14 protein-coding genes, 2 tRNA genes and 2 rRNA genes are annotated in these 24957 nt (G+C 54.2%); 12 read left to right on the forward strand and 6 right to left on the reverse strand.

Annotated elements, in window-relative coordinates; genetic code table 11:
- Positions 1–65: 65 nt before the first annotated feature.
- The 4 genes from SH573x_RS07500 to SH573x_RS07515 all read right to left on the reverse strand — a co-directional run bounded on the left by SH573x_RS07500 (position 66) and on the right by SH573x_RS07515 (position 6077).
- Complete coding sequence (locus tag SH573x_RS07500) at positions 66–1487, reverse strand: aldehyde dehydrogenase family protein (RefSeq protein ID WP_479353821.1); 1422 nt, start codon at positions 1485–1487, stop codon at positions 66–68.
- 130 nt (positions 1488–1617) lie between these two features.
- The gene (locus SH573x_RS07505) at positions 1618–3189 is read right to left on the reverse strand and encodes an aldehyde dehydrogenase (NADP(+)) (protein WP_479353823.1); all 1572 of its coding nucleotides are present in this window, start codon (positions 3187–3189) and stop codon (positions 1618–1620) included.
- Positions 3190–3321: 132 nt separating this feature from the next.
- Positions 3322–4179 carry a fumarylacetoacetate hydrolase family protein gene (locus tag SH573x_RS07510; protein WP_479353824.1) on the reverse strand — a complete coding sequence of 286 codons (858 nt, stop codon included), beginning with the start codon at positions 4177–4179 and terminating at the stop codon, positions 3322–3324.
- A 197-nt stretch (positions 4180–4376) separates the two neighbouring features.
- A complete protein-coding gene (locus SH573x_RS07515) occupies positions 4377–6077 on the reverse strand; it encodes an NADPH-dependent assimilatory sulfite reductase hemoprotein subunit (RefSeq protein ID WP_479353826.1) in 1701 nt (566 codons plus the stop codon).
- A 243-nt stretch (positions 6078–6320) separates the two neighbouring features.
- Here SH573x_RS07515 and ispE point away from each other — a divergent pair, with 243 nt between their 5' ends.
- The 5 genes from ispE (at position 6321) to SH573x_RS07540 (ending at position 13194) form a co-directional block, all read left to right on the forward strand.
- Positions 6321–7292, forward strand: a complete 972-nt coding sequence (ispE, locus tag SH573x_RS07520) for a 4-(cytidine 5'-diphospho)-2-C-methyl-D-erythritol kinase (RefSeq protein WP_479353828.1) — start codon at positions 6321–6323, stop codon at positions 7290–7292.
- Between the two features lie 63 nt (positions 7293–7355).
- Positions 7356–7892 carry a septation protein SpoVG family protein gene (locus SH573x_RS07525; RefSeq protein ID WP_479353830.1) on the forward strand — a complete coding sequence of 179 codons (537 nt, stop codon included), beginning with the start codon at positions 7356–7358 and terminating at the stop codon, positions 7890–7892.
- Between the two features lie 275 nt (positions 7893–8167).
- Entirely contained in the window at positions 8168–9346 is a 1179-nt protein-coding gene (gene dgoD / locus SH573x_RS07530) for a galactonate dehydratase (protein WP_479353831.1), read from the forward strand.
- Between the two features lie 234 nt (positions 9347–9580).
- The gene (locus tag SH573x_RS07535) at positions 9581–10978 is read left to right on the forward strand and encodes an alkaline ceramidase (RefSeq protein WP_479353833.1); all 1398 of its coding nucleotides are present in this window, start codon (positions 9581–9583) and stop codon (positions 10976–10978) included.
- Positions 10979–11850: 872 nt separating this feature from the next.
- Positions 11851–13194, forward strand: coding sequence for an MFS transporter (locus SH573x_RS07540; protein ID WP_479353835.1), 1344 nt, complete (start codon positions 11851–11853; stop codon positions 13192–13194).
- Between the two features lie 18 nt (positions 13195–13212).
- Here the strand turns inward: SH573x_RS07540 and SH573x_RS07545 are convergent, their stop codons facing one another.
- Together SH573x_RS07545 and SH573x_RS07550 are read right to left on the reverse strand one after the other, a co-directional pair.
- Positions 13213–14106, reverse strand: coding sequence for a dihydrodipicolinate synthase family protein (locus SH573x_RS07545; protein ID WP_479353837.1), 894 nt, complete (start codon positions 14104–14106; stop codon positions 13213–13215).
- A gap of 141 nt (positions 14107–14247) precedes the next feature.
- Positions 14248–16227 carry a redoxin domain-containing protein gene (locus SH573x_RS07550; RefSeq protein WP_479353839.1) on the reverse strand — a complete coding sequence of 660 codons (1980 nt, stop codon included), beginning with the start codon at positions 16225–16227 and terminating at the stop codon, positions 14248–14250.
- Between the two features lie 274 nt (positions 16228–16501).
- Here SH573x_RS07550 and SH573x_RS07555 point away from each other — a divergent pair.
- The 7 genes from SH573x_RS07555 (at position 16502) to SH573x_RS07585 (ending at position 24440) form a co-directional block, all read left to right on the forward strand.
- Positions 16502–16575 (forward strand) — tRNA-Ile (locus SH573x_RS07555).
- A gap of 180 nt (positions 16576–16755) precedes the next feature.
- Positions 16756–16828, forward strand: a tRNA-Ala gene (locus SH573x_RS07560).
- Between the two features lie 600 nt (positions 16829–17428).
- Positions 17429–21114: ribosomal RNA gene (locus tag SH573x_RS07565) — 23S ribosomal RNA — on the forward strand.
- A 125-nt stretch (positions 21115–21239) separates the two neighbouring features.
- Positions 21240–21348: ribosomal RNA gene (gene rrf / locus SH573x_RS07570) — 5S ribosomal RNA — on the forward strand.
- 331 nt (positions 21349–21679) lie between these two features.
- Positions 21680–21832 carry a hypothetical protein gene (locus SH573x_RS07575; RefSeq protein ID WP_479353841.1) on the forward strand — a complete coding sequence of 51 codons (153 nt, stop codon included), beginning with the start codon at positions 21680–21682 and terminating at the stop codon, positions 21830–21832.
- Positions 21833–22254: 422 nt separating this feature from the next.
- Positions 22255–22773 carry a Uma2 family endonuclease gene (locus SH573x_RS07580; RefSeq protein WP_479353842.1) on the forward strand — a complete coding sequence of 173 codons (519 nt, stop codon included), beginning with the start codon at positions 22255–22257 and terminating at the stop codon, positions 22771–22773.
- Between the two features lie 149 nt (positions 22774–22922).
- Positions 22923–24440: a hypothetical protein gene (locus SH573x_RS07585; protein WP_479353844.1), complete on the forward strand. Its 1518-nt coding sequence runs from the start codon at positions 22923–22925 to the stop codon at positions 24438–24440.
- Positions 24441–24957 lie beyond the last annotated feature (517 nt).

Below are 24957 nucleotides of genomic sequence, written 5' to 3' on the forward strand. Positions count from 1 at the left end.
TCTGCGAACCTCCGCGCCTCTCTGCGTTTTAAAATCGGCCCTGCTAACCAGAGCAACCATCACGATTACTCAGTCCTAATGGCCACCGTTTGTATATTGGCCATCTCTTCGATGGCAAAGCGTACACCTTCGCGGCCCAGGCCACTTTGTTTATTGCCACCGTAAGGCATGTGATCGACGCGGAAGCCCGGCATATCGTTGATGATGACTCCCCCAAAATCCAGCTGCTTGATCGCCGTGAGCACGCGATTAATGTTGTTGGTGAATACCGAAGCTTGCAGTCCATAGCTGGTCGCATTGGCGGCGCTTAATGCAGCACTGAAATCAGGCACGACATTCAACGTGGCCACCGGTGCAAAGACTTCCTGTGCGTTGACTTTCATCTCGGGGGTCGTGGCGTCGAGCAACGTAGGATAATAAACGGCTCGCTCGCGCTGTCCACCGGTCAATAGTTTCGCCCCGCCCTGCTCAGCTTCGTTCACCCACTGTTCGATGCGTTCGGCTTCCTTCTCTGCGATCATGGGACCTACATCGATGTTCTCGTCCAATGGATCACCGACTTTGATGGCTTGCGTGGCTTTTATCAGCAGTTCACGAAACTCGTCAGCAATCGTGGACTCGACATAGATGCGCTGGACGCTGATACACACTTGTCCTGAATGCGCGAACGCGCCTATGGCACACCGCTGCGCCGCAAACGCCAGGTTGGCGTCCGCTGCTATGATTACCGGTGAACTGTTGCCGAGTTCGAGTGTGACTTTCTTGATACCCGCGGTTGCCAGGATTTGTTTGCCCACTTCGGCACTGCCGGTGAAGGTTACTTTGGCGACGCGCGGATCTTGAACGATGGCGCTGCCAATGGTCTTTCCGCTGCCGGGTAATAATTGAGCAGCTTCTGGCGGCAGGCCGGCTTCGAGCAGGATCTCCATCAGGGCTACGGCTGTCAGCGGCGTGTATTCAGCGGGCTTGTGCAGATAGGCGTTGCCGGCCGCAATCGCCGGAGCCAGTTTATGCGCGACCAGGTTTAGTGGGAAATTGAACGGTGTGATCGCGGCCACCACGCCCACCGGTTTGCGCCACCAGAAACCAAAGAAGTTTTCACCTGCAGGCACTGCATCCAAGGCTAGCGTCTCGCCATGCAAACGTCGCGCTTCTTCGGCAGCTAGTTGAAAAGTATTGGCAGCTCGATCGACTTCGACCCGCGCAAACTTGAGCGGCTTGCCAGCTTCGGCCGCCAGCGTGACTGCGATCGCCTCTTTCCTTGCGGCTATGAGCTGAGAAGTGCGACTGAGGATGTCGTAGCGTCGATGAGCCGGCAGTGCAGCCATCTCACGCGCTCCGCGCACGGCACTGCTGAGCGCCCGCTCGATATTTTCATCGCCCGGCGTGGCAACTTGGCCGATGACCTCTCCGGAATATTTGTTCCTGACTTCCGTTTGCCCTACACCCGGCTGCCACTTGCCCGCAATGAAGAGGCCGCTACTCATGGGTTGGCTCCAATGTTTTTTGTATTGGTAGCGGAAGCCGTCAAGGCTTTCGTCTTTGATCATTGCTCAACGAACGACGAAACGCTTGACGCATTCCGCTACCAAGGATCGAAATGCTTGACGCATTCCGCTACGTACCTTTTTTCCATTGGCAGTCGATCATGCGCCAAGTTTCTGCGGTTGGTCCGGCATCTCGCAACAATTTTGGCAAGCGATGCTCGCGAACGTTGTCGTAGCAGGTCAACTTACCAAAACGTATCAAGCTGGCGGGGATGCCAACGGCCGTGAAGCCTGGATGACCGGTGGCTGGATAAGGGCCGCCGTGATTCATGGCCGAACTGACCGCGACACCTGTAGGCATCTTGTCGTTGAGCAAGCGACCCACGCGAGCAGCCAGTTCCGGTGCCACGGTCTCATAAGCTGCATCATCTGCGCCATTCTTAGCGGAATAAACGCAGCCTGTTAGATTTCCCTCCAGCGATCGCAGCGCGGCGACGACTTCATCCAGCGAATCAGCCATCACCATCAACGTGGCATTGCCAAAAGCTTCGGTTTGAAACACGTGCGGGTCGTTTAAGAACTTTTTCGCTGAGACCGTTAGTAGCGTGTTGCTGACACTACAACGACCTTCGATGGGTGTTCCGCCAGCATCCAACTTGGCCCCGGCTTTGGTCAGCACATCGATGGCCTTGGTCAGTGCCGTGCGCACACCGCTCGATAGCAACGTACCAGCTGCGGCTGCATTGTATTTCTCCGCGACACCCGCAACAAAAGCAGTAGTCTCAGCCGAGGCGACCAACAGCACCAGCCCGGGGTTGGTGCAGAATTGGCCCGCGCCCATCAGTGCGCTGCCGACGAATTCATCGACCAGTTCCGCACCGCGTTCTTGCAGCGCTCCAGGTAATACGACAACTGGATTGACGCTGGATAGTTCCAGGTAGATTGGCTTGCCGGCTTTGTCGGCAGCCGCTTTCAGTGTCAAGCCTGCGTGGCGTGAGCCCGTATAGCCAGTGGCTCCTACGCGCGAATCACTAACCAACTTGGCACCATCTTCATGGCTCGTTCGATAAATCAGTTGCACTGTGGCTGGTGGCAAACCAGCGGCTTCCACTGCTGCCAGCGCCAGTTCAGCCAGTTTACGTGTGGTCGCTGGATGCGACGTGTTGGCTTTGCCAATCACGGGATTGCCCGCTGCGATGGCCGCCGCGAAATCGCCGCCCGATACGCTGTTAAAAGCAAACGGAAAGTTGTTGGGACCGAACACGCAGATTGGACCTAGCGGTTCATAACACGAGCGAATGTTCAGCTTGGTATCGATCGTCGGCAGCGCCCAGGAACCGGCGCGCGCAGCGGCAGCCGCTTGACGTAGTTGTCCCGACGTACGCGGCAATTCCACTTTCGCCAGTCGTGGGTCCAGTGGCAGAGCGGTTTCCGCATGGGCGATCGCTGTCAATTCATCGACCGCGGCATCGATGCGGTTGGCATACTCTTCCAAGAACTTGGCAATCGGTTCTGGGCCCAGAGCTCGCAGTTTCTCGGCTGCTTGCTGTGCAGCGGTCAAAGCTTTATCACAGTCGGCCCAAGGGCTCACTGGAAACTTGTCAGGCAACGGTTGCCCAGTGGCGGGGTTATTCGACTGAAACGATTCCGTTCCAGCTGACGCTTGCCAACGTCCATCGATCAGTACAGGTACTAAAGTCATATTGAAGCTCAATTTATGGTTGAAAGTAGTGTGGCATAGGCTTCCAGCCTGTAGTCCATGTGGCATAGGCTTCCAGCCTGTGTGTCGCGGGCTAACGCCATCGGCTCAGAAAGCCGAGTGGGCCTTGGGTGCTTAACCTTGCACCACGTCATTGACCAGCGTGCCAATCCCAGCGATGGTGATCGATACACGATCCTTGGGTGCCAAAGTGAACGGACTGTCCGGCACAATGCCAGTGCCTGTTAATAAGAAGGCGCCGTTAGGAAAATCATTATCGCGTGCGAGCCACTCGATCAGGCTCTCGAACTCGCGAGCCATCTGATCGGCGGTCGTCGACTGTTCGAAAACGCACTGTCCGTCGCGCTGGATCTTCAACGAGATCGTCATATCGGGCTTGGCGGGCATGTCTTCTGCCAAAGTGATCCAAGGGCCGAGGCCACAGCACTGGTTGTAGACTTTGGCTTGAGGCAAATAGAGTGGATTATCGCCTTCGATGTCGCGGCTGCTCATGTCGTTTCCGACGGTAAAGCCCACCAGCTTCATCTTCGGTGATAACACCAAGGTCACCTCTGGTTCGGGCACATTCCACTTGGCATCCACGCGAATGCGCACCGGTTGGCCGGAACCCGAGCAGCGGTTGGGGGTGGCTTTGAAAAATAGTTCAGGCCGGGGCGACACATAGACTCGGTCGTAACACGAGGCGGCGGTTTCCGATTCTTCCATGCGGGCCGTCTGGCTGCGTTTGTACGTTACACCAGCTGCCCAAACTTCTTGATTGTCGATCGGGGCTAATAGCTTGGCACTTGCGACGGCAACTTTTTCACCGGTCGGTTTCAAGCTGCCTACGACACTCGCAGGAGCTTCGGCGGCGAGAATATCTGCCAGCTGGGACAAGCCCGCACTTGCCAAATCGAGAACGATCAAAGTATCGCCGTCAACGCGAGCCACAGCCGGCTGGCCATTGGCACCAATCAATTTTGCTAGTTGCATGGAGTTGAATCGTAGGGTTGGAATCGTGAGTGAATGAAAGCCAAAGCGAACAGGAATATGCGTGGGATATGATAGCAGGTTCTCTAGTTAAACGCATACCACGTAGCCGAGTCTCTCCGAGACTCGAATGCCTACAAAATCGCAAGACTCATGCGACAGCTAATCTGCGTCTCGGAGAGACGCAGCTACGTGCCAGACTACGCAGACAGCGATTTGAACTGTTCGCTGATTTCGAGCAACTTCTCGTTGCCCATGCGTGCACAGAAGTCACCGAACGATTCGCTCCCGCTGCGCATCGATTTGAACGCGGTGAACAGTGGGACTAATGTCGGTACGATGTCTTCGAAGGTGACTAGGTCTTTGTGAATGAAGGCCAAACGTGTTCCGAGCAGTTTACCTCCGACGTAGAGGGTGTACTTGCCCTTGGTCTTGCCGACCAAGCCGATCTCGGCGTTGTATGGTCGAGCACAGCCATTGGGACAACCAGTCATACGCACGGTGAACTGTTCTTTAGCCAACCCCAAGCGCGCCAGCTCTTTTTCCATCTCGTCCATCAAGCTAGGCATGACCCGTTCGCTTTCGGTCACAGCCAGGCCGCATGTAGGCAGCGCCACACAAGCCATCGACCAGCGGCGCACTTCGGAGATCTCATTTGACAGTGGCAACTTGTTCTTGGTGATGATCGCTTCCAACGTTTGCCGATCTTCAGCATTGATATCGGTGAACAAGATGCTCTGATGAGCGGTAAGTCGGATGCCTGGATTGAGCGTAGCACAGATCTCGCGGATAGCCGACTTCCATCGGCGATCTTCGCTATCGTACAAGCGACCGTTCTCGACGTTCCAGCCGTAGAACCACTTGCCGTCGCCCTGCTCGAACCAGCCCATGTGGTCATCGACGCCATGTACGTCGTCGTCCGTACAATCTGGAATCGGCTGGCCAAAGTACTTTTCGACTTCCGCCTTGAACCACTCCATGCCCTTGTCGGCAATCAGGTACTTCATGCGGGCAACTTTGCGGTCCGAGCGATTGCCGTTGTCGCGCTGCACTTTGACGATGGCTTCAGCCACTGCACAGGCTTGTTCAGGCTGGACGAAACCGAGTCGTTTGGCCAGCGCGGGAAAAGTCTTCTTGGCGCTGGGAGTCATGCCTAATCCGCCGCCAACGGTGACGTTGTATCCGATGACCTGGCCATCCCGCACTACAGCGATGAAGCCGAGATCATTGGTATAGACATCGACGCAATTATCTTCGGGCAGCGCAATGGCCGCTTTGAACTTGCGCGGCAAGTAAGTCTTGCCGTAAATTGGTTCTTGTTCTTCTTGTGAGGAGTGGGCCAGCGTTTCTTCGCCGTTGGAATCGTCTTTCAGCCAAATTTCGTAGTAGGCCTTGGTGTTCGGTTCCAAGTGTACGGCCAGGTCGTCGGCCAGTTTTTGCATGGCGGTGTGCACTGCATCCTTGTAAGGCGCAGGGCAGCACATCACGTTACGATTGACGTCACCGCAGGCAGCGATGGTCGACAGGTTGACTTTGGCGATGCGCTGCATGACTTCTTTGATGCGATTCTTGGGAATCACATGCAACTGCAGAGCTTGCCGCGTGGTGCACTTGAGCGTGGCATTGCCGATTTCATCGCACATATCGAGATGTTCGATCAACTGGGCCGCCGTCAGCTTGCCGCCCGGGATGCGCGTACGCGTCATCAGCGAATAGACTTTGCCGTCGGTGCGGCTATCGCGATCATCTTGCTGATAAGTGCCGTGAAACTTCAGCAGAAGTTGGTTTTCTTTATCAAACTGATCGCTATCGGATGCCAGGTCGGCGGCGATGGTGCCTCGCAAGTAATTGCCGTTGATCTTTGCCAGTTCGGCCGCCGTAAGGGTTTTGTCTTCCGACATCGTGAAACTGCGTCTCTCTTGTTTGTAGTTTTTGGTAGTTTGGGCAAACTCTCCTAAGCCACATTGTACGTGAATCGCCAAATCGGTTGTAGAGCAAGTAATAAAGGGGTCAGGTCCATTTTTAGTGGGGCATCCCGCGCGCGAGCGCGTAGGTTAGATGGTGAGGGCGAGCGAAAAAGAGACCTGACCCCTTTTTACTGGCTCTTGACTGGGGGCGATCCTAACCACCACAATGCTGGTGATATGTTAATAGAGCGGAACGACGGCGGCTTGAAGATACGCACGCCAGCAAAAGTGAATCTCTTCCTGGAAGTGCTCGGCAAGCGGGCGGATGGATATCATGAAATTGATACTGTCATGTGTCCCGTTTCGTTGGTCGATGAGCTAACTGTCCACAAGACGGATCGTCGGGGCATCGAATTGTCGTTGCGAGTGCCAGCGGCCGGGCCAGAGGATCCGGCGTGGCAAATACCAGCCGATCACAGCAATCTCATCGCCCGGGCGTTAGATTGTGTAAACTCCGTAGTCGGCCAGGATCAGGGTTGGTCGGTTACAGTTGAGAAACGGATTCCCTCGGCCGCAGGGATGGGTGGTGGTAGCTCTGACGCTGCTGCTGCAATTGTGGCTGGCTTGATTCTGACCAATCGCTGGGATCGGAGCCAAGCTGTGGAGATTGCGAGTCGTTTAGGGAGTGACATTCCTCTTTTTTTAGGAGATCAACAAAACGGCATCGGATTAGCAAGAGCAACTGGCCGAGGAGAAGTTGTCGAGATTTTGTCGGGCCAGCCCCCACTGTGTTTTGTGATTTCACATCCGCCAATAGGTTCTTCAACGGCTGAAGTCTACAAACAGTGGCAACCTGGACAGCCAGTTCGCTCGTGTAATCAGATGCTCACACTTTGCAAAGACGCCCGATGCCATACCAGCATGCAAGCAGCGATGGCTTGTTTTGAAACGCAACTTGTCAACGCACTTCAAGCCCCCGCCAGTCGATTGACCTCGTGGATTGATCGACAGTTGGAAGCTTTGGCTAGTCTAGGCAAATCTCGGGCGATAATGACTGGCAGTGGCTCAGCCTGCTTTGCAATAGTGGAAAGCCCGCAGCAAGGGCACATCATCGCCAACAAATTGATCGAACTTGGACTGCCCAGAGCTTACGTCGCGCCAGCCTGGTATGCAGCACCTATTGAGCAACAACTTGATCGCATAACTTGATGACCAAATTCATCTCGCGACGGACAGTTACCTAACGCGCAGAGCCGAGTGGATCCACGTTAAATGCATAAGGGAGCAGAGACGGTGGAGATTACCGAGGTTCGAGTAAAGCTGATGGAGGAGTCGGAGGACCGACTACGCGCCTTCTGCTCAATCACGTTCGACAATTGCTTTGTCGTGCGGGATCTGAAGATTATCGAAGGCAGCCAAGGGCCCTTCGTAGCCATGCCCAGTCGCAAGCTGACCTTCCGCTGCAATCGCTGTGGCAACAAGAATCACTTGCGCAGCAACTACTGCAACCAGTGTGGTGCACGACTGCGCGAGTCGCGCGAAGCCCGCGACGACGACATGCCCAACAAACTCTACGCCGATGTGGCTCACCCCATCAATCAAGCCTGCCGCGACTTGATTCAAACTCGCGTCGTCGAAGAGTACTCATTGGAACTAGAGCGGGCCAAGCAACCAGGCTACGTATCGCGTTACGATGACGCTTACGAAACTCACGAGCCTTCATCTGCTCCAATCCCGCCGCCGCACATGATCTCGCGGCCTCCGCAAACCGAAGACGCTAATAAAGCGGCAGATAAGAAAACGGAGTAGCCCCTCGTTCCCAGGCTCTGCCTGGGAACGCCCTGCCCCGCAGGCTCTGCCTGCGCCTTTGGAGTGCGGTGCCATCAGGCACCGCTTTGATGTAAGCGAAGTCTCCAACCGCAGCCTGAGACGCTCTGAAAGTCTGGAGTCACCTGGTTTGCAGGCTGCGGTATGGTGGGGTTAGGACATCAAAGCTACGGCTGCGCCGCAGCACTCCAAGGTTCAAACTGGTGTAAATTAGTGCTTCACTGATTTACACAATTCCTTTAGCGAACCGCTCTACGATGCGCATCGAAAGAATCGAAACGTTTGTTTGTCATGCGCGCATGCGCAATTGGATCTTTGTCAAAGTTATTACCGACACGCCTGGACTGTTTGGCTGGGGCGAAGCCACTTTGGAGTGGCACACGCGCAGCGTTGTGGGCGCGATCGAAGATATTTCGCAATTGATCCTGGGCGAAGATCCGACCAGGCCTGAACATTTGTGGCAGATGATGTGGCGACAACACTTCTGGCATGGTGGCGACATCGTGCGTTCCACGGCCATCTCAGGAATCGATATTGCTTTGTGGGATATCGTAGGTAAAAGCTTAGGGGTTCCTTGTCACAAACTGTGGGGCGGACCGGTTCGCGATTACGTTCGGCTGTATTGTCATCTGGGCGGTGGTAATCTGGAGAGCTTCTATGAAACGCCGGTGGACAATGCCAAGCAGTTTGCCGACTTGGCTCGCCAGGCTGTCGAACATGGCTTCACTGCCTTCAAATCGATGGCCGTGCCACCGACGATGCCCATCGAAGGACTGAAACCGGTTCAAGCTGCTGAAGCTTGTGTGGCTGCGATGCGCGACGCTGTGGGCGACCGCATCGATATCATGGTCGATTGTCACGCTCGGCCATCTCCTGCGATGGGTATGCGATTTGCCAAGGCGCTGGATCCGTACGGCTTGTATTTCTTCGAGGAACCATGTTGGCCTGAGAACGTTGAAGGGCTGGCTGCGATTAACGCCGCGGTTACCACCCCGATTGCCACCGGCGAACGCATGACGCACCTGGCACAGTTTCGCGATCTCTTCGCGGCCCGCGGCTGCGAAATTTGTCAGATGGACTTAACACATTGCGGCGGTTTCACAGAAGCTCGACGTATCGCTGCTCTGGCCGAGGCGCATCGCATCGCACTTGCACCTCATAACCCGCAAGGTCCTGTCAGTACAGCCGCTTCGCTCGAGTTCGGATTCTCGCAGCCCAGCTATATTATCTGCGAATCCGTGCACGCCGATGTACCGTGGCGCAGCGACGTGGTTCAAGAAGGATTTACCGTCGAACCTATCGGCCGCATCGTGCGACCCAACACCAAACCAGGACTGGGCATCGAAATCAACGAAGCTGAAGTCAAGAAACATCCGTTTGAACAAGAAGTCCTCCAACGAGTCTTCTACGCCGACGGCGCCGTAGGTGACTGGTAAGCGCCCCGCAGCGCACGGATTCATCGTTTAACCCGTAGCCGCTAGGCGAGGTGAACCCTCTAATCACTGCTCGTGTTCACCTAACTCATCGCCCGGGGCAGTGCGCTGGTCAGTGCGCTGGTCAGTGCGCTGGTCAGTGCGCTGGTCCGGCCGCGTACACTGGGTGCGCCTCGCCTGGCGGCTACGGGTTAAACGAGGTCCTCCCACCACCACTCCCACTCCCACCGAAAACTTATGGCCACACCAACTCTTCAGCATTCAACTCTCCGAGCACGCATTGGTATTTCACGCGTCGACATCACGCCACCGATTGGAATTTATGCGCGCAACTGGGGCGCGGCCTTGCACGATGTCGCCAGTTCGATTCATCGTCCGTTAACGCTAACGGCGCTTACGATCTCCAGTATCGATAGCCTGGATGCGCCCATCGTACTAATCGATGCGGACCTGGGTTGGTGGAAGACTCCGCAAGCCTTCGAGCGAGTTCAGCATGAACTGCTCATGCGCCACCAGCTTGATGCCAGCAAGTTTGGGTTCGCTCTGTCGCACACGCACGCTGGTCCACCTTTGATGGAAACGGATGCAACCTTACCAGGCAGCGAATTCATTTCAGCCTGGATGGACCGCATTATCTCAGGGGCCAGCTATGCCATTGAATCGGCCTTGGCCACAGCCGCCGAGTCTTTGCTCGAGTGGCACACGGGGCGTTGTCATTTGGCTGCCTATCGAGACTTTCCTGATCCGGATGCCAGTCGAGCTCGCATCTTATGTGGTTACAACCCGACGGGTATTGGCGATGACACGTTGGTTGTGGGACGCGTCAGTGACCTCGAAGGCCGTTTGCGCGGTACGCTGGTCAATTATGCTTGCCACCCCACGACGCTTGCCTGGGACAACCAATCAATCTCTCCTGACTTCTTGGGTGCTATGCGACAGACAATGCAAGACATCACCGGCGTGCCGGCTTTGTTTCTGCAAGGTGCTTCCGGTGAACTTGCGCCACGTCATCAATACACAGGTGATACCGCGGTTGCCGATCGACATGGTCGGCAACTAGCCTACGCTGCGTTAGCCACCCTGGAAGACATGGAACCGCCTGGATGCCAACTGAAGTATGATCGAACCGTGGAGTCAGGCGCACCGCTGGCAGTGTGGAGCCAGGCTGAGCGTTCGTCGATCGATCAGACGTTGAGCATTGAATCGACGACCGTCGAGCTACCATTGAAGAACTGGCCCACAGCCGCCGAACTCGAAGCGGAACGCGCGGCCACCAGCGATCGAGCGCTGGAGGAACGCTTGCGCCGCAAACGCGATATTCGTCGAGCCCTGGGAGATGGCACTTCCTACAAATTACCAATTGTCGCCTGGCGAGTGGGCGAAGCGGCCATAGTCGGCAGTTGCTGCGAAGCCTACTCCATCTATCAGACTGAGCTGCGCCGTCGATTCGCGACGCGTGCGTTAGTGTGCCTGAACCTGATCAATGGTTCGATGGGCTACTTGCCCCCACGCCAATTATATGACTTAGACATCTATCAAGTCTGGCAAACACCTTTTGATCGTGGCTCCTTCGAACTCTACCTGGAAGCCAGCAGCCAGGCATTAGAGAAGTTGTTTAAATCGTCAAACCCGTAGCCGCCATGCAATCGTTTAACCCGTAGCCGAAGGCGAGGCGCACCCTCTAACCAGACTCTGCTTCAATGAATTAAGCAGGCTTGGGTTAGCAGGTTCACCTAGCCTGTAAATTCGTTTAACCCGTAGCCGAAGGCGAGGCGCACCCTCTAACCAGACTCTGCTTCAATGAATTAAGCAGGCTTGGGTTAGCAGGTTCACCTAGCCTGTAAATTCGTTTAACCCGTAGCCGAAGGCGAGGCGCACCCTCTAACCAGACTCTGCTTCAATGAATTAAGCAGGCTTGGGTTAGCAGGTTCACCTAGCCTGTAAATTCGTTTAACCCGTAGCCGAAGGCGAGGCGCACCCTCTAACCAGACTCTGCTTCAATGAATTAAGCAGGCTTGGGTTAGCAGGTTCACCTAGCCTGTAAATTCGTTTAACCCGTAGCCGAAGGCGAGGCGCACCCTCTAACCAGACTCTGCTTCAATGAATTAAGCAGGCTTGGATTAGCAGGTTCACCTAGCCTGTAAATTCGTTTAACCCGTAGCCGAAGGCGAGGCGCACCCTCTAACCAGACTCTGCTTCAATGAATTAAGCAGGCTTGGATTAGCAGGTTCACCTAGCCTGTAAATTCGTTTAACCCGTAGCCGAAGGCGAGGCGCACCCTCTAACCAACATTGCTTCAATGAATTAAGCAGGCTTGGATTAGCAGGTTCACCTAGCCTGTAAATTCGTTTATCCCGTAGCCGAAGGCGAGGCGCACCCTCTAACCAGACTCTGCTTCAATGGATTGTGTAGAGATTGGTTAGCAGGTTCACCTAGCCTGGCGGCCACGGGTTAAACGAGATGGCGAGACGCAAATTCGTTCAAGCTGTAGCGAAAGTCGCTACACTGTGGACAAACTATCGAGGTCAGTCATTAGCAGTCCCTACTCACCACCGACAGATTTGCCTACGGCGACCAGCGATTCGTCGCATGTCAGGCACTATGTGCTGACACTATTAACCTTGGCTGCGGCCCTCAGCTACTTGGTGCGCAACGCGGTCAGTGTGGCTGAGAGCACGATTCGCGCCGAACTGAACTTGACGCTCACGCAGTCCGCCATGTTCATGGCGGCGTTTTATTGGAGTTATGCACTGTTGCAAGTGCCCAGTGGTTGGCTGGCGCAGCAATTCGGGACGCGTTTGACGCTTAGTCTGTTTGCAATTGGTTGGTCGTTGGCTTCGATACTGATCGGCGCAGCCCCGGAGTTAGGTCTACTAATTGTGGCCCAGTTGATAATGGGCAGCGCTCAGGCCGGCGTGTTCCCCGCTGCGTGCAATTCGGTAGCCAAGTGGATGCCCATTGCGCGACGCTCAACTTCGTGCGCGATAATGGCCTCGGGTATGCAACTCGGTGCGATTCTCAGCAGCTACATCACGGGACCGCTGCTAGGGCCTATCGGTTGGCGCGGACTGTTCTTGCTGTATTCCATCCCGGGACTGTTGTGGGCCGTGTGGTTCTGGCTCAGTTTTCGTAATACGCCTGGGCAGGATCCGCGAGTCAGCCAGGCTGAATTACAAGTCATTACGTTGGGGGCGGATCCAACGGACGACGTAAAGCCAGCCGAAGGCAGCAAGCTGGTAATCGAGCCTACGCCTTGGTGGGCGCTGGCCAGCAGTGTGACCCTGTGGTGTTTGTGCGGGCAACAGATGGCGCGAGCCGCTGGCTACATGTTCTTTGCCAGTTGGTTTCCGACCTTCATGCAGCAGACGCGTGGCGTTTCGATCAACCAGTCGGGCTACTTGCAAGCGTTTGTGTTTATGGGCACGTTGCTAGGCAGTTTGTGTGGTGGCGTGCTGACCGATTGGATCTTCCGCCGCAGTGGAAATTTAAGGCTCAGTCGCAGTTTAGTAGGTGGTGCATCGCTGTGGGCTTGTGGCTTGTTAATCTTGGCATCCTGGTTTGTGGAGCATGTCATGCTGGGCGTCTTGCTGATGGCGGCAGGTTCGGTATGCGCGGCATTTGCTGGACCTTGTGCGTTTTCGGCCACCATTGATGTCGGAGGCAAACATGTGCCGCAAGTGTTTGGGGTTATGAACATGGCTGGCAACATAGCCGCAGCTCTGTGCCCGATTTTGGTGGCCATGTTGTTTCAGTGGACATCCAACTGGAATTTAGTCCTGCTGTTGTTTGCGGCGCTCTACGCGGTAGGCGGCATGTGCTGGTTGGCGATTGACCCCAGAAAGAAGATCTGAGAACTCACCGTTCCATTTTCAAATCGCTTCCAGGCAGAGATCGAACAAGCGATCGACTTCTTCGCGAGTTTCTGGATCAAGTCGATAACCGACTGGTCCGCGAATGATCTGGTTCTTGAAGATTCCTTGTCGCACCAACAGATGTTTCTCGACAGCCAGAAATGCGTCAAGGCTGTTTTGAATGGCGATCAAGGACGATAGCGGCAACGAGATCGCGTAGGCGCGCCGCTCGTCACCTACCTTCAAGGCTTGCCATAGTGCCACGATCACCCGGATGCAATCGGCGCCCGGCATCGTGCCTACGATCCCGCGTCGGAAACTATCCAACAGCGCGATTCCGCCGGTACCTTCGAATACCAGAGCGCGACCTTCGGTGTAAGTTCGCATTTGGCTCAAGCGTTGCCCGATCGGCACTGCTTCGGGTTTAAAGAGGACGCGCTGTGGTCCAAACTCACTGAGCAATTTGGCTTGCAGACTAAGTGACATGGGCCGGCCGACATAGCCGCTGGCGTCTTGAACGATAACTGGAATCGAGCAGGCTTGGACGATGCGCGTGTAGTACTCTTCTAGTGCTGCTTCATCGACGGCGATGGAAACAGGAGGAATGGCCATCACGCCGCTGGCACCGATGGAATCGGCATGAGCAGCAAACTCTTGGGCCACGCGTGAACTCTCGGCGCCGACGCTGATGATTGTCGCCTTGGATGCACCTGTCCACTGCACGATGTGCTCGGCCATTTGGCGGCGTTCGGTTTGACTTAGACGCAAGAGTTCGGAGACCATGGCCATCACCACGCCATCGGCTCCGCATTGGATGAGCCAATGAATCTCTTTCTCGAGCGTTTCCCAATCGATCGATTCATCATCGTGATAGGGCGTCTGGAACACCGGCAAAACGCCATGCAGGTTCATGGTGTAGTTGGTCTTTCGGGTATACCGCTGGATTGGTTGGACTAGGAATTGAAACGCAGAGACGCAGAGTTCGTTAGAGGATAACCTCTACGATTCTCTGCGCCTCTGCGTTTTACATTTTATGAGCGAAGTATGTAGGGCCTACTTCTTGGTGATCTCGTCGATCGCGGCAGGCAGTTCGCTAAAGTGGATACCGCTCTTGGACACAATGCCTTTGCTATCGACGACTACATTGACGGGCAAGTTGAAGACGCCGAGCTGGACGGCCAGGCTGCCATCGAGGCCACCGGCTTCATAGATGTGTTCCCAGCTATAATCATTTTGCTTAAGGAATTCTTTGGCCAGGTTGACGTCAGTATCAACATTTATGCCCACGATTTTCAATTTCTCTTTGGCAAATTGACTGCGTAATTCTTTAAGAGCTCGCATTTCTTGTTTGCAGGGTTCACACCAGCTGGCCCAGTAGTGATAGACGACTGGGCTGCCCGTGTATTCTTTCGAGCTGAATTCCTTACCGTTGATCGTTTTGCCGACCAAGCCGAACTTTTTGCCCTTGAGATCGAGGCGGTTCAGAGCCCCTAGAGCTTTTTTGCCAGAGATGACGGTGGGGAAGTCTTGCGAAGCACGGGTGTACCAGCGTGTGGCTTCGATGCTATCCCCGACGAGCTCAGCGCCTTTAGCAATTTCAATCATGGCTTCTACAGAGTCATCGCTCTTGGGAAATTTCTTAACGAATTGCTCGAGCATATCGTGGTAGGCTTTTTGAGCTTCTGGGAAATTTACATTGGGAGCTTGAATCTTTTGGAAGTAGTCGGCGGTGATACTACGGAATGATACGTAGGCCAAATCGTTTTCGTTGTTGGTGACGGTGACCAGTTTGGTTCGCATATCGGAGAGACGTTCGACACCAGCTGGATATTCGCCGCTCTGAGTGGCGGCGGTGATGATGTCAGCGAATTGTCGAATCCAGTTGGTGCGATCTTCTTCGGAGTCGCTAGCTGAGATGAGTTTTTCGAGCACATCGGCGCGCATTGCGTGCCACTTGGGCTTTTGATCGCTGGGTGCGCTTTGCAGTTTGTCGTCGGCTTCTTGAAGATCGGTCAGCAAGCGTTCGGTCGCTTTGTTGATGCCAGAGGGCATGTTGGCAGCGGCAGCAGCGGCGGCGGCTTGACCACGATTGGAGAACGACGCGTTGAAGAACACGCCAGCGTCGGACAGTTCGGCGCCTTCGGTGACCGCGCGGGGCAGATCGACAGCCCGCCAAGCGTCGCCGACTTGAATCAACGTACCGACCAGCAACTGCTGAGGCTTGTCGTTGGTTTCGAGCAAGGCAACCACGTTTTCATAGACGGTGACATCGTTTTTCGCGCCCTCGGTACCGGCTGGAACGATGCCGGGTTTTTCGGCTCCGAAGTGGGTCCAGCGGCTGGATTTGGAAACAACGTTTTGGCCGGCGGCCCAAGCTTCAAACTGCAGTTTGGCATCTTTGGTCTTTTGGATGAGCGTCGAGGTTTTATTTGTCCCCAACTTGAGATCGTTGATTTCCTTTTCGGTAGCGACCAGTGTGGCGAAGCGGTCGCCATCGCGGGCGGCGGATGCTTTGACAATTTCGGCCGTTAATTCTTCGGCCGAGATGCGTTGCCAAAGATCGATCTTGCCATCTTTGTTTTCATCGATGCCCCAGCGCGTGCCGCCGGTGCCCAGCCAACGGAACTGGTCAGCAACGCGATCGAAATCGGAATCGATTTCGCGATAAGTTTCGACGCCTTGGGAGAAGTAGCACCAGCGATCGAGTTTGTTGTCGTTGTTAGTGTCGACGAACCAGCGGAGTGTTTGTCCGCTTTCGCCGGTGACGAGAAAGCCTTTGCCATCGTCGCGGGTAGTTTCTTCGAGTTCGCACTGATCGATTTTGTCGGCAGCGACGGTATCGAAGGGCACGTCATCTTGGAGTGGCTTTTGAGCGAGAGCTTTGGCAAGTTTCTCGTTATTTTGAGCCTGGGCGAGCACGGGAAAGTTGGCCAGGCTGGTGCAAGCCAGGGCAAGCGCGAGCGTCCAGCGCAGGCGACTTTGAAGAGTCGAGTTGTGAAAACTCGCATTTTGGGAACACTGTGAAACAAACATCCGCGGCAGCTCCTTGCGCGTAAAACGTGACCAGTGAATCTGGATTTCCTTAAATTTTGAGCTCTCGGGGAGCCGAAAACAATCGCTCCGGAGCCAAGGCAAGGGGATTCGGCAGAGCGTTAGTGCGATGCTGAATTGGTATCCATCGATCGGCGAAACTTTGCCGGTTGACAGGACCGAACCTTTGGCTAGGATTTTGCAGTCTAGCTTATTGGCACCGCGCAAACCAAGAGCGACTTGCTGAAGGCTAGGTCAGTCCGATCTTAAAAAGTTCGGGCGCGTAGCTCAGTTGGTTAGAGCGCGTCGCTGATAACGACGAGGTCCCAGATTCGAATTCTGGCGCGCCCACTAGCAAATGTGGCATAGGTTTCCAGCCTGTGAAACGGATGTGGCATAGGCTTCCAGCCTGTGTAGCAAATGCGGACCAGGCTTCCAGCCTGTGAAACAAATGCGTGGTAAGTAAGGGTTGAACCCGCCAGCGGGTTCAGCGGTCACCGCCGCCCCAAGCAGCGGTGATTGGAGTTGTTCGGGGGTGTAGCTCAGTTGGGAGAGCATCTGCTTTGCAAGCAGAGGGTCGTCGGTTCAAGTCCGTCCACCTCCATTTTTGGTGTGTTTTCCAGGGTTTTTTGCAACTTTCAAAAAACTTTCGCGGAAATGCAAAACGGGCCTTGCGGCGTGGGGAAAAATCTCGATGATTCCTCTCTCTCGCAAGCCACTTCCGGTCGCTGCGACGAGCAAAGCTGAATCCAAGCGATTCAAAATTTGCAGTTGACGACCAGAAGCCGCAAGCGTAAATTACTGAGCTCCTCGCAAACGAAAGTTTGCAGGGAATTCACACTGATCTTTGGAAATTTGGTTGATTGGTAGTAGGCATCTTAAGCGTGCAAGCTTAGGGCTCCGAGAGGAGTTCGGCTTGTGCGACACGATAGCTGGTTGAGCTGACGCTATTTGCTTCGAAAGAAGCGATGGATAGTCAGAGCAAGAAAGCGAGCGCTGAGAATGAAATATCAAAGCAGAACCGACGAGAGTCGGGTTTGCGAAAGAAGTTCAGGTCGATCAAACCTGGACGCCATATGATGTTTCGAGATGCTTCCGAATTGCACTTGTTTTGCTGCAAATGACTGCGAGTCCGGGGCGAAAGCCTTGGTTAGTGGTCTGTAGTATAAGGAGGTGTGGTTTTGGGAGAGTTCGAAATTTCGGTGGTCAAGTTACTAAGGGCGCATGGGGGATGTCTTGGCGTTAGAAGGCTTTGAAGGGCGTGGAAGTCTGCGAAAAGCTTGGGGGAGTTGACAAACGAATGGTGATCCCGAGATACCCGAACAGACGCATACTGAATACATAGGTATGCGTAGCCAACCCAGGGAAGTGAAACATCTAAGTACCTGGTGGAAAAGAAAGAAAAATCGATTCCGTCAGTAGCGGCGAGCGACAGCGGAATAGCCCAAACCGCGAGGGTTTTCCCTCACGGGGTTGTAGGGTCTTTCACATGAGAGTTACCAAACAGTCAACTAGTGGAACAGCTTGGAAAGGCTGACCATAGACGGTGACAGTCCGGTACGCGAAAGTTGTATTGTCTCTCGAAAGATACCTGAGTAGGTCGGTGCACGTGAAACTCCGACTGAATCTACGGGGACCATCCCGTAAGGCTAAATACTCTCTAACGACCGATAGTGAACTAAGTAGAGCGATCGAAAGGTGAGAAGAACCCCGGCTAGGGGAGGACAGTGAACCTGAAACCATGCGCTTACAAGCTGTCGGAGCACTATGCCTTCGGGAAAGTGTGACGGCGTGCCTTTTGCATAATGATCCGGCGAGTTACCGTTCGTGGCTCGGTTAAGACCTTACGGGTCGGAGCCATAGGGAAACCAAGTCTTAATAGGGCGACAATTGTCGCGGGCGGTAGACGCGAAACTGCGTGATCTACCCATGGGCAGGTTGAAGCGCGGGTTAAACTGCGTGGAGGACCGAACTCACTTGGGTTGAAAACCGAGGGGATGACCTGTGGGGAGGAGTGAAAGTCTAATCAAACGCAGAGATAGCTCGTTCTCTCCGAAATAACTTTAGGGTTAGCCTCGAGCAACTATGATACGGGGGTAGAGAGACTGAATCGGATGGGGGCCCATTCCAGGGTACCTCACTGAACCAAACTCCGAATACCGTATTAACTATCTCGGGAGTTAGTCTACGGGGGATAAGCTCCGTGGTCGAGAGGGAAACAACCCAGATCGTCAGCTAAGGTCCCAAAGTAATACTCAGTCACTAAGGAAGTTGAATCTCTGTGACAGCCAGGATGTTGGCTTAGAAGCAGCCACCATTTAAAAAGTGCGTAACAGCTTACTGGTCGAGAGATTCTGCGCCGATAATGAACGGGAGTAAGTATTACACCGAAGCTACGGGATCCGTAAGGATCGGTAGGAGAGCGCTGTACAGGAGATACAAGCCATACGGTAACGAGTGGTGTCGGCCTGTACAGGTGATTATGCCGGAATGAGTAACGATAAAACAGGTGAGAATCCTGTTCGCCGAAAGCCTAAGGTTTCCTGGGGAAGGTAAATCCGCCCAGGGTTAGCCGGTGCCTTAGTCGAGGCCGAAAGGCGTAGACGATGGATAGCGGGTTAATATTCCTGCGCCATGTGTGTGGAGCGATGGAGGGACGGCATCCGAAGAGCATGGGGACGAGTAGAAACGTCCCTTGCTCCGGTCTAAGAATGGTGGTAGGCAAATCCGCCACAATAGGTTCAAGGACCGGAGCTAACAGCATTTATGATCTGGATGATGTTGGAAGGATGTCCAAGAAAAGCTTCTAAGCTTTGAAGCACACGTGACCGTACTAAAACTGACACAGGTAGGCGAGATGAGTAGTCTCAGGCGCTCGGGAGAACGGTGGTTAAGGAACTCTGCAAAATGGCTCCGTAAGTTCGCGATAAGGGGCGCCTACGTAAGTAGGCCACAGAAAATCGGCACCAGCGACTGTTTATCAAAAACACAGGTCTCTGCCAACTCGTAAGAGGATGTATAGAGACTGACGCCTGCCCGGTGCTGGTAGGTTAAGGAAGAGAGTTAGCATCTTCGGATGCGAAGCCCGCGACCGAAGCCCCAGTAAACGGCGGCCCTAACTATGAACCCATAATATCGTAGTTGTAAAATCTGGCTAAATGCTGGAAAGCCTGGTGTATCCGACGGTACTCGTCCCAATTGAGACTGTGACAACAATGTGTTGATCAAAGCTCCGGGGCAGTGACAATCCGCTCGGTGCAGGTAATCAGCAGGAAAGACAGGTCAAGATGCTTTCTGTAGAACGAATCGATCCTGCAATCGGCTACTATTTAGCAGGCTTCGTGGATGGCGAAGGCAGCTTCATCTTGAAGTTTCGCCCTCGTCCCGACTTCCTCACTGGTTGGAAGGTTTCGCTGACGTTCAATGTCTCCCAAAAAGACGAGGTCATCCTCGCCCTGATTAAGCGACACTTGAACTGCGGTACGATCTTCGATAAAGGTGGTGGAGTGTGGATGTTCGAGGTGAATAACCTCGAAGCGATTCGTGATAACGTTGTTCCCTTCTTCGACAGGTTCGGCTTTTTGTCGGCCAAGAAGAAGCGAGACTTTGCGACGTTCAAGCTAATGACAGCGATGGTTCTGGAAGGCAAGCATCTGCATGCTGATGGAATCAAAGAGTTGTTAGTCTTGAGAAGAGCGATGAATGACGGTGGAAAGCGAAAGTACAGCGAAGAAGAAATTCTAGCTGCTCTGAAATTGATCTGAATCCTCAGAGACTATACGCCGGACCCGCATGTTCGAACGACATGAACGGGATGATATAGTCCGAGCTGCATGGCGACATGCAGAATCAGAGTCTCTCCGACTCTGATGCTGTCGGTCAAGTATGATCGAGAGATAACAAAACTGGAGGGTCCTAAGGTAGCGAAGTTCCTTGTCGGGTAAGTTCCGACCTGCATGAAAGGCGTAACGACTGGTGCACTGTCTCAACCACCGACCCGGTGAAATTGTAGTCGTGGTGAAGATGCCACGTACCCGCGGTTAGACGGAAAGACCCCATGAACCTTCACTGTAGGCTGATATTGGGCTGAGGTATGTTTTGTGTAGTATAGCTGGGAGACTGTGAAAAGGTGGCGCCAGCCATCTTGGAGTCAACGTTGAAATACCAGCCTGAATATGCTTTAGTTCTAACCTTGTCCCGTGAAACCGGGCAGGGAACAGTGTCAGTTGGGCAGTTTGACTGGGGCGGTCTCCTCCTAAAGAGTAACGGAGGAGTGCAAAGGTACCCTCAGCCTGGTCGGCAATCAGGCGAAGAGCGTAAAGGTATAAGGGTGCTTAACTGCGAGAGTCATAACTCGAGCAGATACGAAAGTAGGTCTTAGTGATCCGGTGATTCCGAATGGAAGGGTCATCGCTCATCAGATAAAAGGTACTCTGGGGATAACAGGCTTATCGCATCCGAGCGTCCACAGCGGCGATGCGGTTTGGCACCTCGATGTCGGCTCATCACATCCTGGGGGTGTAGAAGCTCCCAAGGGTTTGGCTGTTCGCCAATGAAAGTGGTACGTGAGCTGGGTTCAGACCGTCGTGAGACAGGTCGGTCCCTATCTGCCGTGGGCGTTCGAAACTTGAGGAGGTTCTTCATTAGTACGAGAGGATTTTGAAGGACGTAGCTCTGGTGTACCAGTTGTCACGCTAGTGGCACGGCTGGATAGCTAACTACGGAAAGGATAAACGCTGAAAGCATCTAAGCGTGAAGCCCTCTCCAAGATTAGGTTTCGTAGAGCATTTGCTCGAGAGTCCCCTGATAGACGATCAGGTTAATAGGCTGGACGTGTAAGCACCGTAAGGTGTTCAGCTTACCAGTACTAACGGACGAAAGCTTGACCACCGATATTTCGCACTCTCTCTAGCGCCGCTTCTGCGGCCAGCAGATGAGTGTCACGCATAAAGATCAAACCTGCTACCAATCAACATTTTAAGCCGTTACGGGCGAAATATCTCGTAACGTCTTTTTCCGGTGACCATATTGGAAAGGTCATACCTGTTCCCATCCCGAACACAGAAGTCAAGCTTTCCAAGCCGATGATAGTGCATACCAGCGTGAAAGTAGGTATCGCCGGATTTTTATAAAAGCAAAAAGGCCATGTCAGTCAAATGACATGGCCTTTTTTCGTTTCTTTCCAGCTCTAAACTACGGGAATCGATTAACTAAGCCCATAAGCGGACCTTTAACTGCCTTAAAAATTGGCAAACAATGTGCCCTTGGACCCGCAAAAAACAGGGTCAGGTCTTTTTTCGAAAAAACAGGGTCAGGTCTTTTTTCGCGAGGGCTATTCCGCGACCTGGATTCCAAAATGGACCTAAGGCCTCTGTGCAAACTTCGTATATTTGCGTTTTAACAGGGAATCCCCAAAGGCTCGACGAACTGAGTTCGTGCAGATGAGTATCAAAGCGTGCTCAGTGATCATCACAATGATTGCGATCCTGCTGGCAGCGACTTCATACTACGTGAGTCAGTTGCCATCGGGACCAGCCCAGGCGGTTCATCAAACGACCTGGTCATGGCTTGGTGGTTGGCTGACAGCTTTGGTCCTGAGCGTTCTTAAGAGTCGTTGGCGGCCAGGAAAGCTCCGGCCAATCCGTTTGGAGACCCGAATTCAAAAAATAGCAGCCGGAATCTGGTTTATCGGCGCGATAATTTTGCTCATTGCGTTCATTCGCATAGCGGCGCAATCCGGTAAGCCGCAGAGTGGAATCATGTTCGTCTTTGGAATTGGCTCCGGGCTCGTCTGTTTGCCCAGTCTTCTACGCGCGAAGTGACCCCACGTAGCCGAGTCTCTCCGAGACTCGTTCCCATCAGCCCGGTCATAAGCGTTTGCGGATCGCAAAGCCTGCGAGTCTCGGAAGAGACTCGCCTACGTAGACCAGACCCCATGGTAGAATATGTGGATCGCTGATCGAACAATTTTCGCCGAGTCAACAAGCGATGAGCACAACTGCAAAATTGTCTGGAGCTGAGTTTGACGCCATGGTCGAGCGCGGAGCGTTCGACGTAGTCGGGCCTAAAAAGATCGAACTTATCCGTGGTGAGTTGAGATTCATGAATCCCGCCGGACCGATCCATGATGATTTGATCGATTACCTTACTCGTTGGTCGGTAAATATGACTGCCGGCGGCGTGGCTAACGTGCGCGTCCAGTGCGGTTTTGTGTGCCGTGAGAATCGCCCGGAGCCCAACATTCTGTGGTTACAGCCACGCAGGTACGGCAAGGTGAAACCGACCGCCGAGAACGTGCTGTTGCTGATCGTGGTGGCAGACAGTAGTTTGAAAGGTGATCTCACCGAAAAAGCGGAAATCTACGCAGAGGCGGGCGTGCTCGAATATTGGGTGGTGGATATCCATTCTGCACGCATTCACGTGATGACCGACAGCGACGGCGCGACTTTTCGCAAAATTGAGCTCGTCGTTCCTCCCCAGACTCTGAGTCCACGCTGTCGACCGGAGGCAATTCTGAAAACGGCCGAGCTTTTTGAAGTCGTCGATTGAGCAAACCGAGTCTCTCCGAGACTCGCCATCTTTGCCCTACGCAACGCGACAGTGACTGGTTGGATCCGAGTCTCGGAGAGACTCGGCTACGTGTAGGTTATACTCGCTTCTTCCCAATTCCCACCATTATTTTCGGGGGACAGACAACTATGAACTGCGTTTCACGGTCCGACGTGCGAGTGTTCTTTTTTCTAGGCTGTAGCCTGCTCGCCTGTAATTCGGCCGGGCTGGCGCAAACACCACGATCGGGAACTCTTCGCTTTGGCTTCGCCACCGAAAGCATTATGCCGGGGCAGCCGGTGGCTATCGGCGGTCAATATCACACGCGTATCTCCGGCGAAGTTCACGATCCACTTACCGTGACCGCTGTGGCGATTGAGTCGACCGACGATCAGGGGTCGATCGACCAGGTTGTGTGGGTTTCGTGTGACTTGGTGGCCATTCGTCGCAGTACCATTGAACGAGCGCGACAATTGGTGGCCAAAGTCGCACCCGAGCTGGATACAGCCAAGATTATTGTCTCGGCGACGCACACGCATACTGCACCGGCGCTCGTGGATACTTCAGAGACGGATTTGCATCCATACGAATTCGTGCGCAGTTGGGCCTACCGGATACCGGCCGACCAAACCAACGTCATGCGCCCGCTGGAGTATATGCAGCTAGTCGAACGACAATTGGCCCAAGCCATCGTTCGCGCCTGGGAAGCTCGACAACCTGGTGAGTTCAGTTTCGCACTCGCGCACGCCTCGATCGCCCGCAATCGACGGGCAGTCTACTTCGATGGCACTACGCGTATGTATGGCGACCCGAAAGATCCGAACTTCTCGCACACCGAAGGCACCAGCGATGATTCGCTCGATGCGCTGTTCTTCTATCGTGACGACCGCGTGGTCGGTATCGCGCTCACCCTCTACTGTCCCAGTCAGTCGGTTGAAGGTGAGAGCCGACTATCAGCCGACTTTTGGTACGACGCTCGGACCGCCTTGCGTGAGAAATATGGCGCCGATCTGTTTGTCGTGCCCCTGACCGGAGCCAGTGGCGATCAGTCGCCGCACATCCAAGTCGGCAAGCCATCTGAAGAACGGATGCTCAATCAGAAACAGATTGCCTATCGCGTCGAAATTGCCAACCGTATTGTTGCGGCTGTTGAATCAGTTGAGCCCCAAGCGCGCCAGCAGAAGAAGTCCACGCTGGCTCTGGGCCACAAAACCCAGCTCGTTCCGCTGCCGGTCTGGCGTGTGCCCGACCAGCGCTACGCTCAAGCCCAAGCCGAGGTCGAGCGCGGGCGCGACAAGTTAGATGCTCTTAGCGCACCAGAGTACATTCAGTGGCGCGTGCAAAGCACCATGCTTGCCAGATTCGAATTGCAGGACCGTGAACCTACCTATCCGTGTGAACTGCACGCGGTCCGCTTGGATGATTTGGCACTGGTCAGCAATCCGTTTGAACTTTTCACCGACTATGGTCTGCGCATCAAAGCTCGCAGTCCCGCCGTGCAGACATCTGTGGTGCAACTGACCTCCGACTGCGCAGCCTACTTGCCAACCGAGCGTGCTGTGGCCGGCGGTGGCTACAGTGCCCGTATCGACGACGGTGTCATCGGCCCCGAAGGTGGCCGAGAACTCGTCGAACAAAGCGTACGTATGCTCAAGCAGTTATGGTGAGGGCCGGTCCTGCGTAGTTGAATAGTCAAAAGGGGGCAGGTCTGGCTCAGCGAGCAGAAATGTAGGACGGGTCTCCAGGCCCGTCCGGTTGCGCAGCGACGAAGAGAGCGGACGGGCCTGGAGACCCGTCCTACCAAGTGGATCTTTTTGAGTCTGGTGAACAGTCTCGGTATGACAGCGGCTGATTGTTGCACGATATACATCCGAGCGATCGAGCTTTTGGATGACTACGTGCAGTACCCCAGAGTACTAGCGGCGACCGATCTAGAGGCTGGTAGGTAGTTATTATTCGATGACCAGTGGGACGTGGTAGAGGGACACTGTCACTTGTCGTTTCGTCAAGCCTGTGAAGCGATGATGCGCGCGATCCAGATCGCGGTGCTTGAATCGATCCTGCGTAGTTGAATAGCCAACAGGAGTTAGGTCTGGGGCAACGAGCAGAAATGTAGGACGGGTCTCCAGGCCCGTCCGCGATTTAGGTTTACTAGATGTTGGTTGCCAGAACATTCAGGATGCG

The sequence above is a fragment of the Rania fehmarnensis genome (assembly GCF_056494185.1).

Excerpts from the sequence above, each read along its gene's own strand:
- SH573x_RS07500 (WP_479353821.1), bottom strand. The coding sequence starts at position 1,487 with ATGAGTAGCGGCCTCTTCATTGCGGGCAAGTGGCAGCCGGGTGTAGGG.
- SH573x_RS07505 (WP_479353823.1), bottom strand. The coding sequence starts at position 3,189 with ATGACTTTAGTACCTGTACTGATCGATGGACGTTGGCAAGCGTCAGCT.
- SH573x_RS07510 (WP_479353824.1), bottom strand. The coding sequence starts at position 4,179 with ATGCAACTAGCAAAATTGATTGGTGCCAATGGCCAGCCGGCTGTGGCT.
- SH573x_RS07515 (WP_479353826.1), bottom strand. The coding sequence starts at position 6,077 with ATGTCGGAAGACAAAACCCTTACGGCGGCCGAACTGGCAAAGATCAAC.
- ispE (WP_479353828.1), top strand. The coding sequence starts at position 6,321 with ATGTTAATAGAGCGGAACGACGGCGGCTTGAAGATACGCACGCCAGCA.
- SH573x_RS07525 (WP_479353830.1), top strand. The coding sequence starts at position 7,356 with ATGCATAAGGGAGCAGAGACGGTGGAGATTACCGAGGTTCGAGTAAAG.
- dgoD (WP_479353831.1), top strand. The coding sequence starts at position 8,168 with ATGCGCATCGAAAGAATCGAAACGTTTGTTTGTCATGCGCGCATGCGC.
- SH573x_RS07535 (WP_479353833.1), top strand. The coding sequence starts at position 9,581 with ATGGCCACACCAACTCTTCAGCATTCAACTCTCCGAGCACGCATTGGT.
- SH573x_RS07545 (WP_479353837.1), bottom strand. The coding sequence starts at position 14,106 with ATGAACCTGCATGGCGTTTTGCCGGTGTTCCAGACGCCCTATCACGAT.
- SH573x_RS07550 (WP_479353839.1), bottom strand. The coding sequence starts at position 16,227 with ATGTTTGTTTCACAGTGTTCCCAAAATGCGAGTTTTCACAACTCGACT.
- SH573x_RS07580 (WP_479353842.1), top strand. The coding sequence starts at position 22,255 with ATGGTCGAGCGCGGAGCGTTCGACGTAGTCGGGCCTAAAAAGATCGAA.
- SH573x_RS07585 (WP_479353844.1), top strand. The coding sequence starts at position 22,923 with ATGAACTGCGTTTCACGGTCCGACGTGCGAGTGTTCTTTTTTCTAGGC.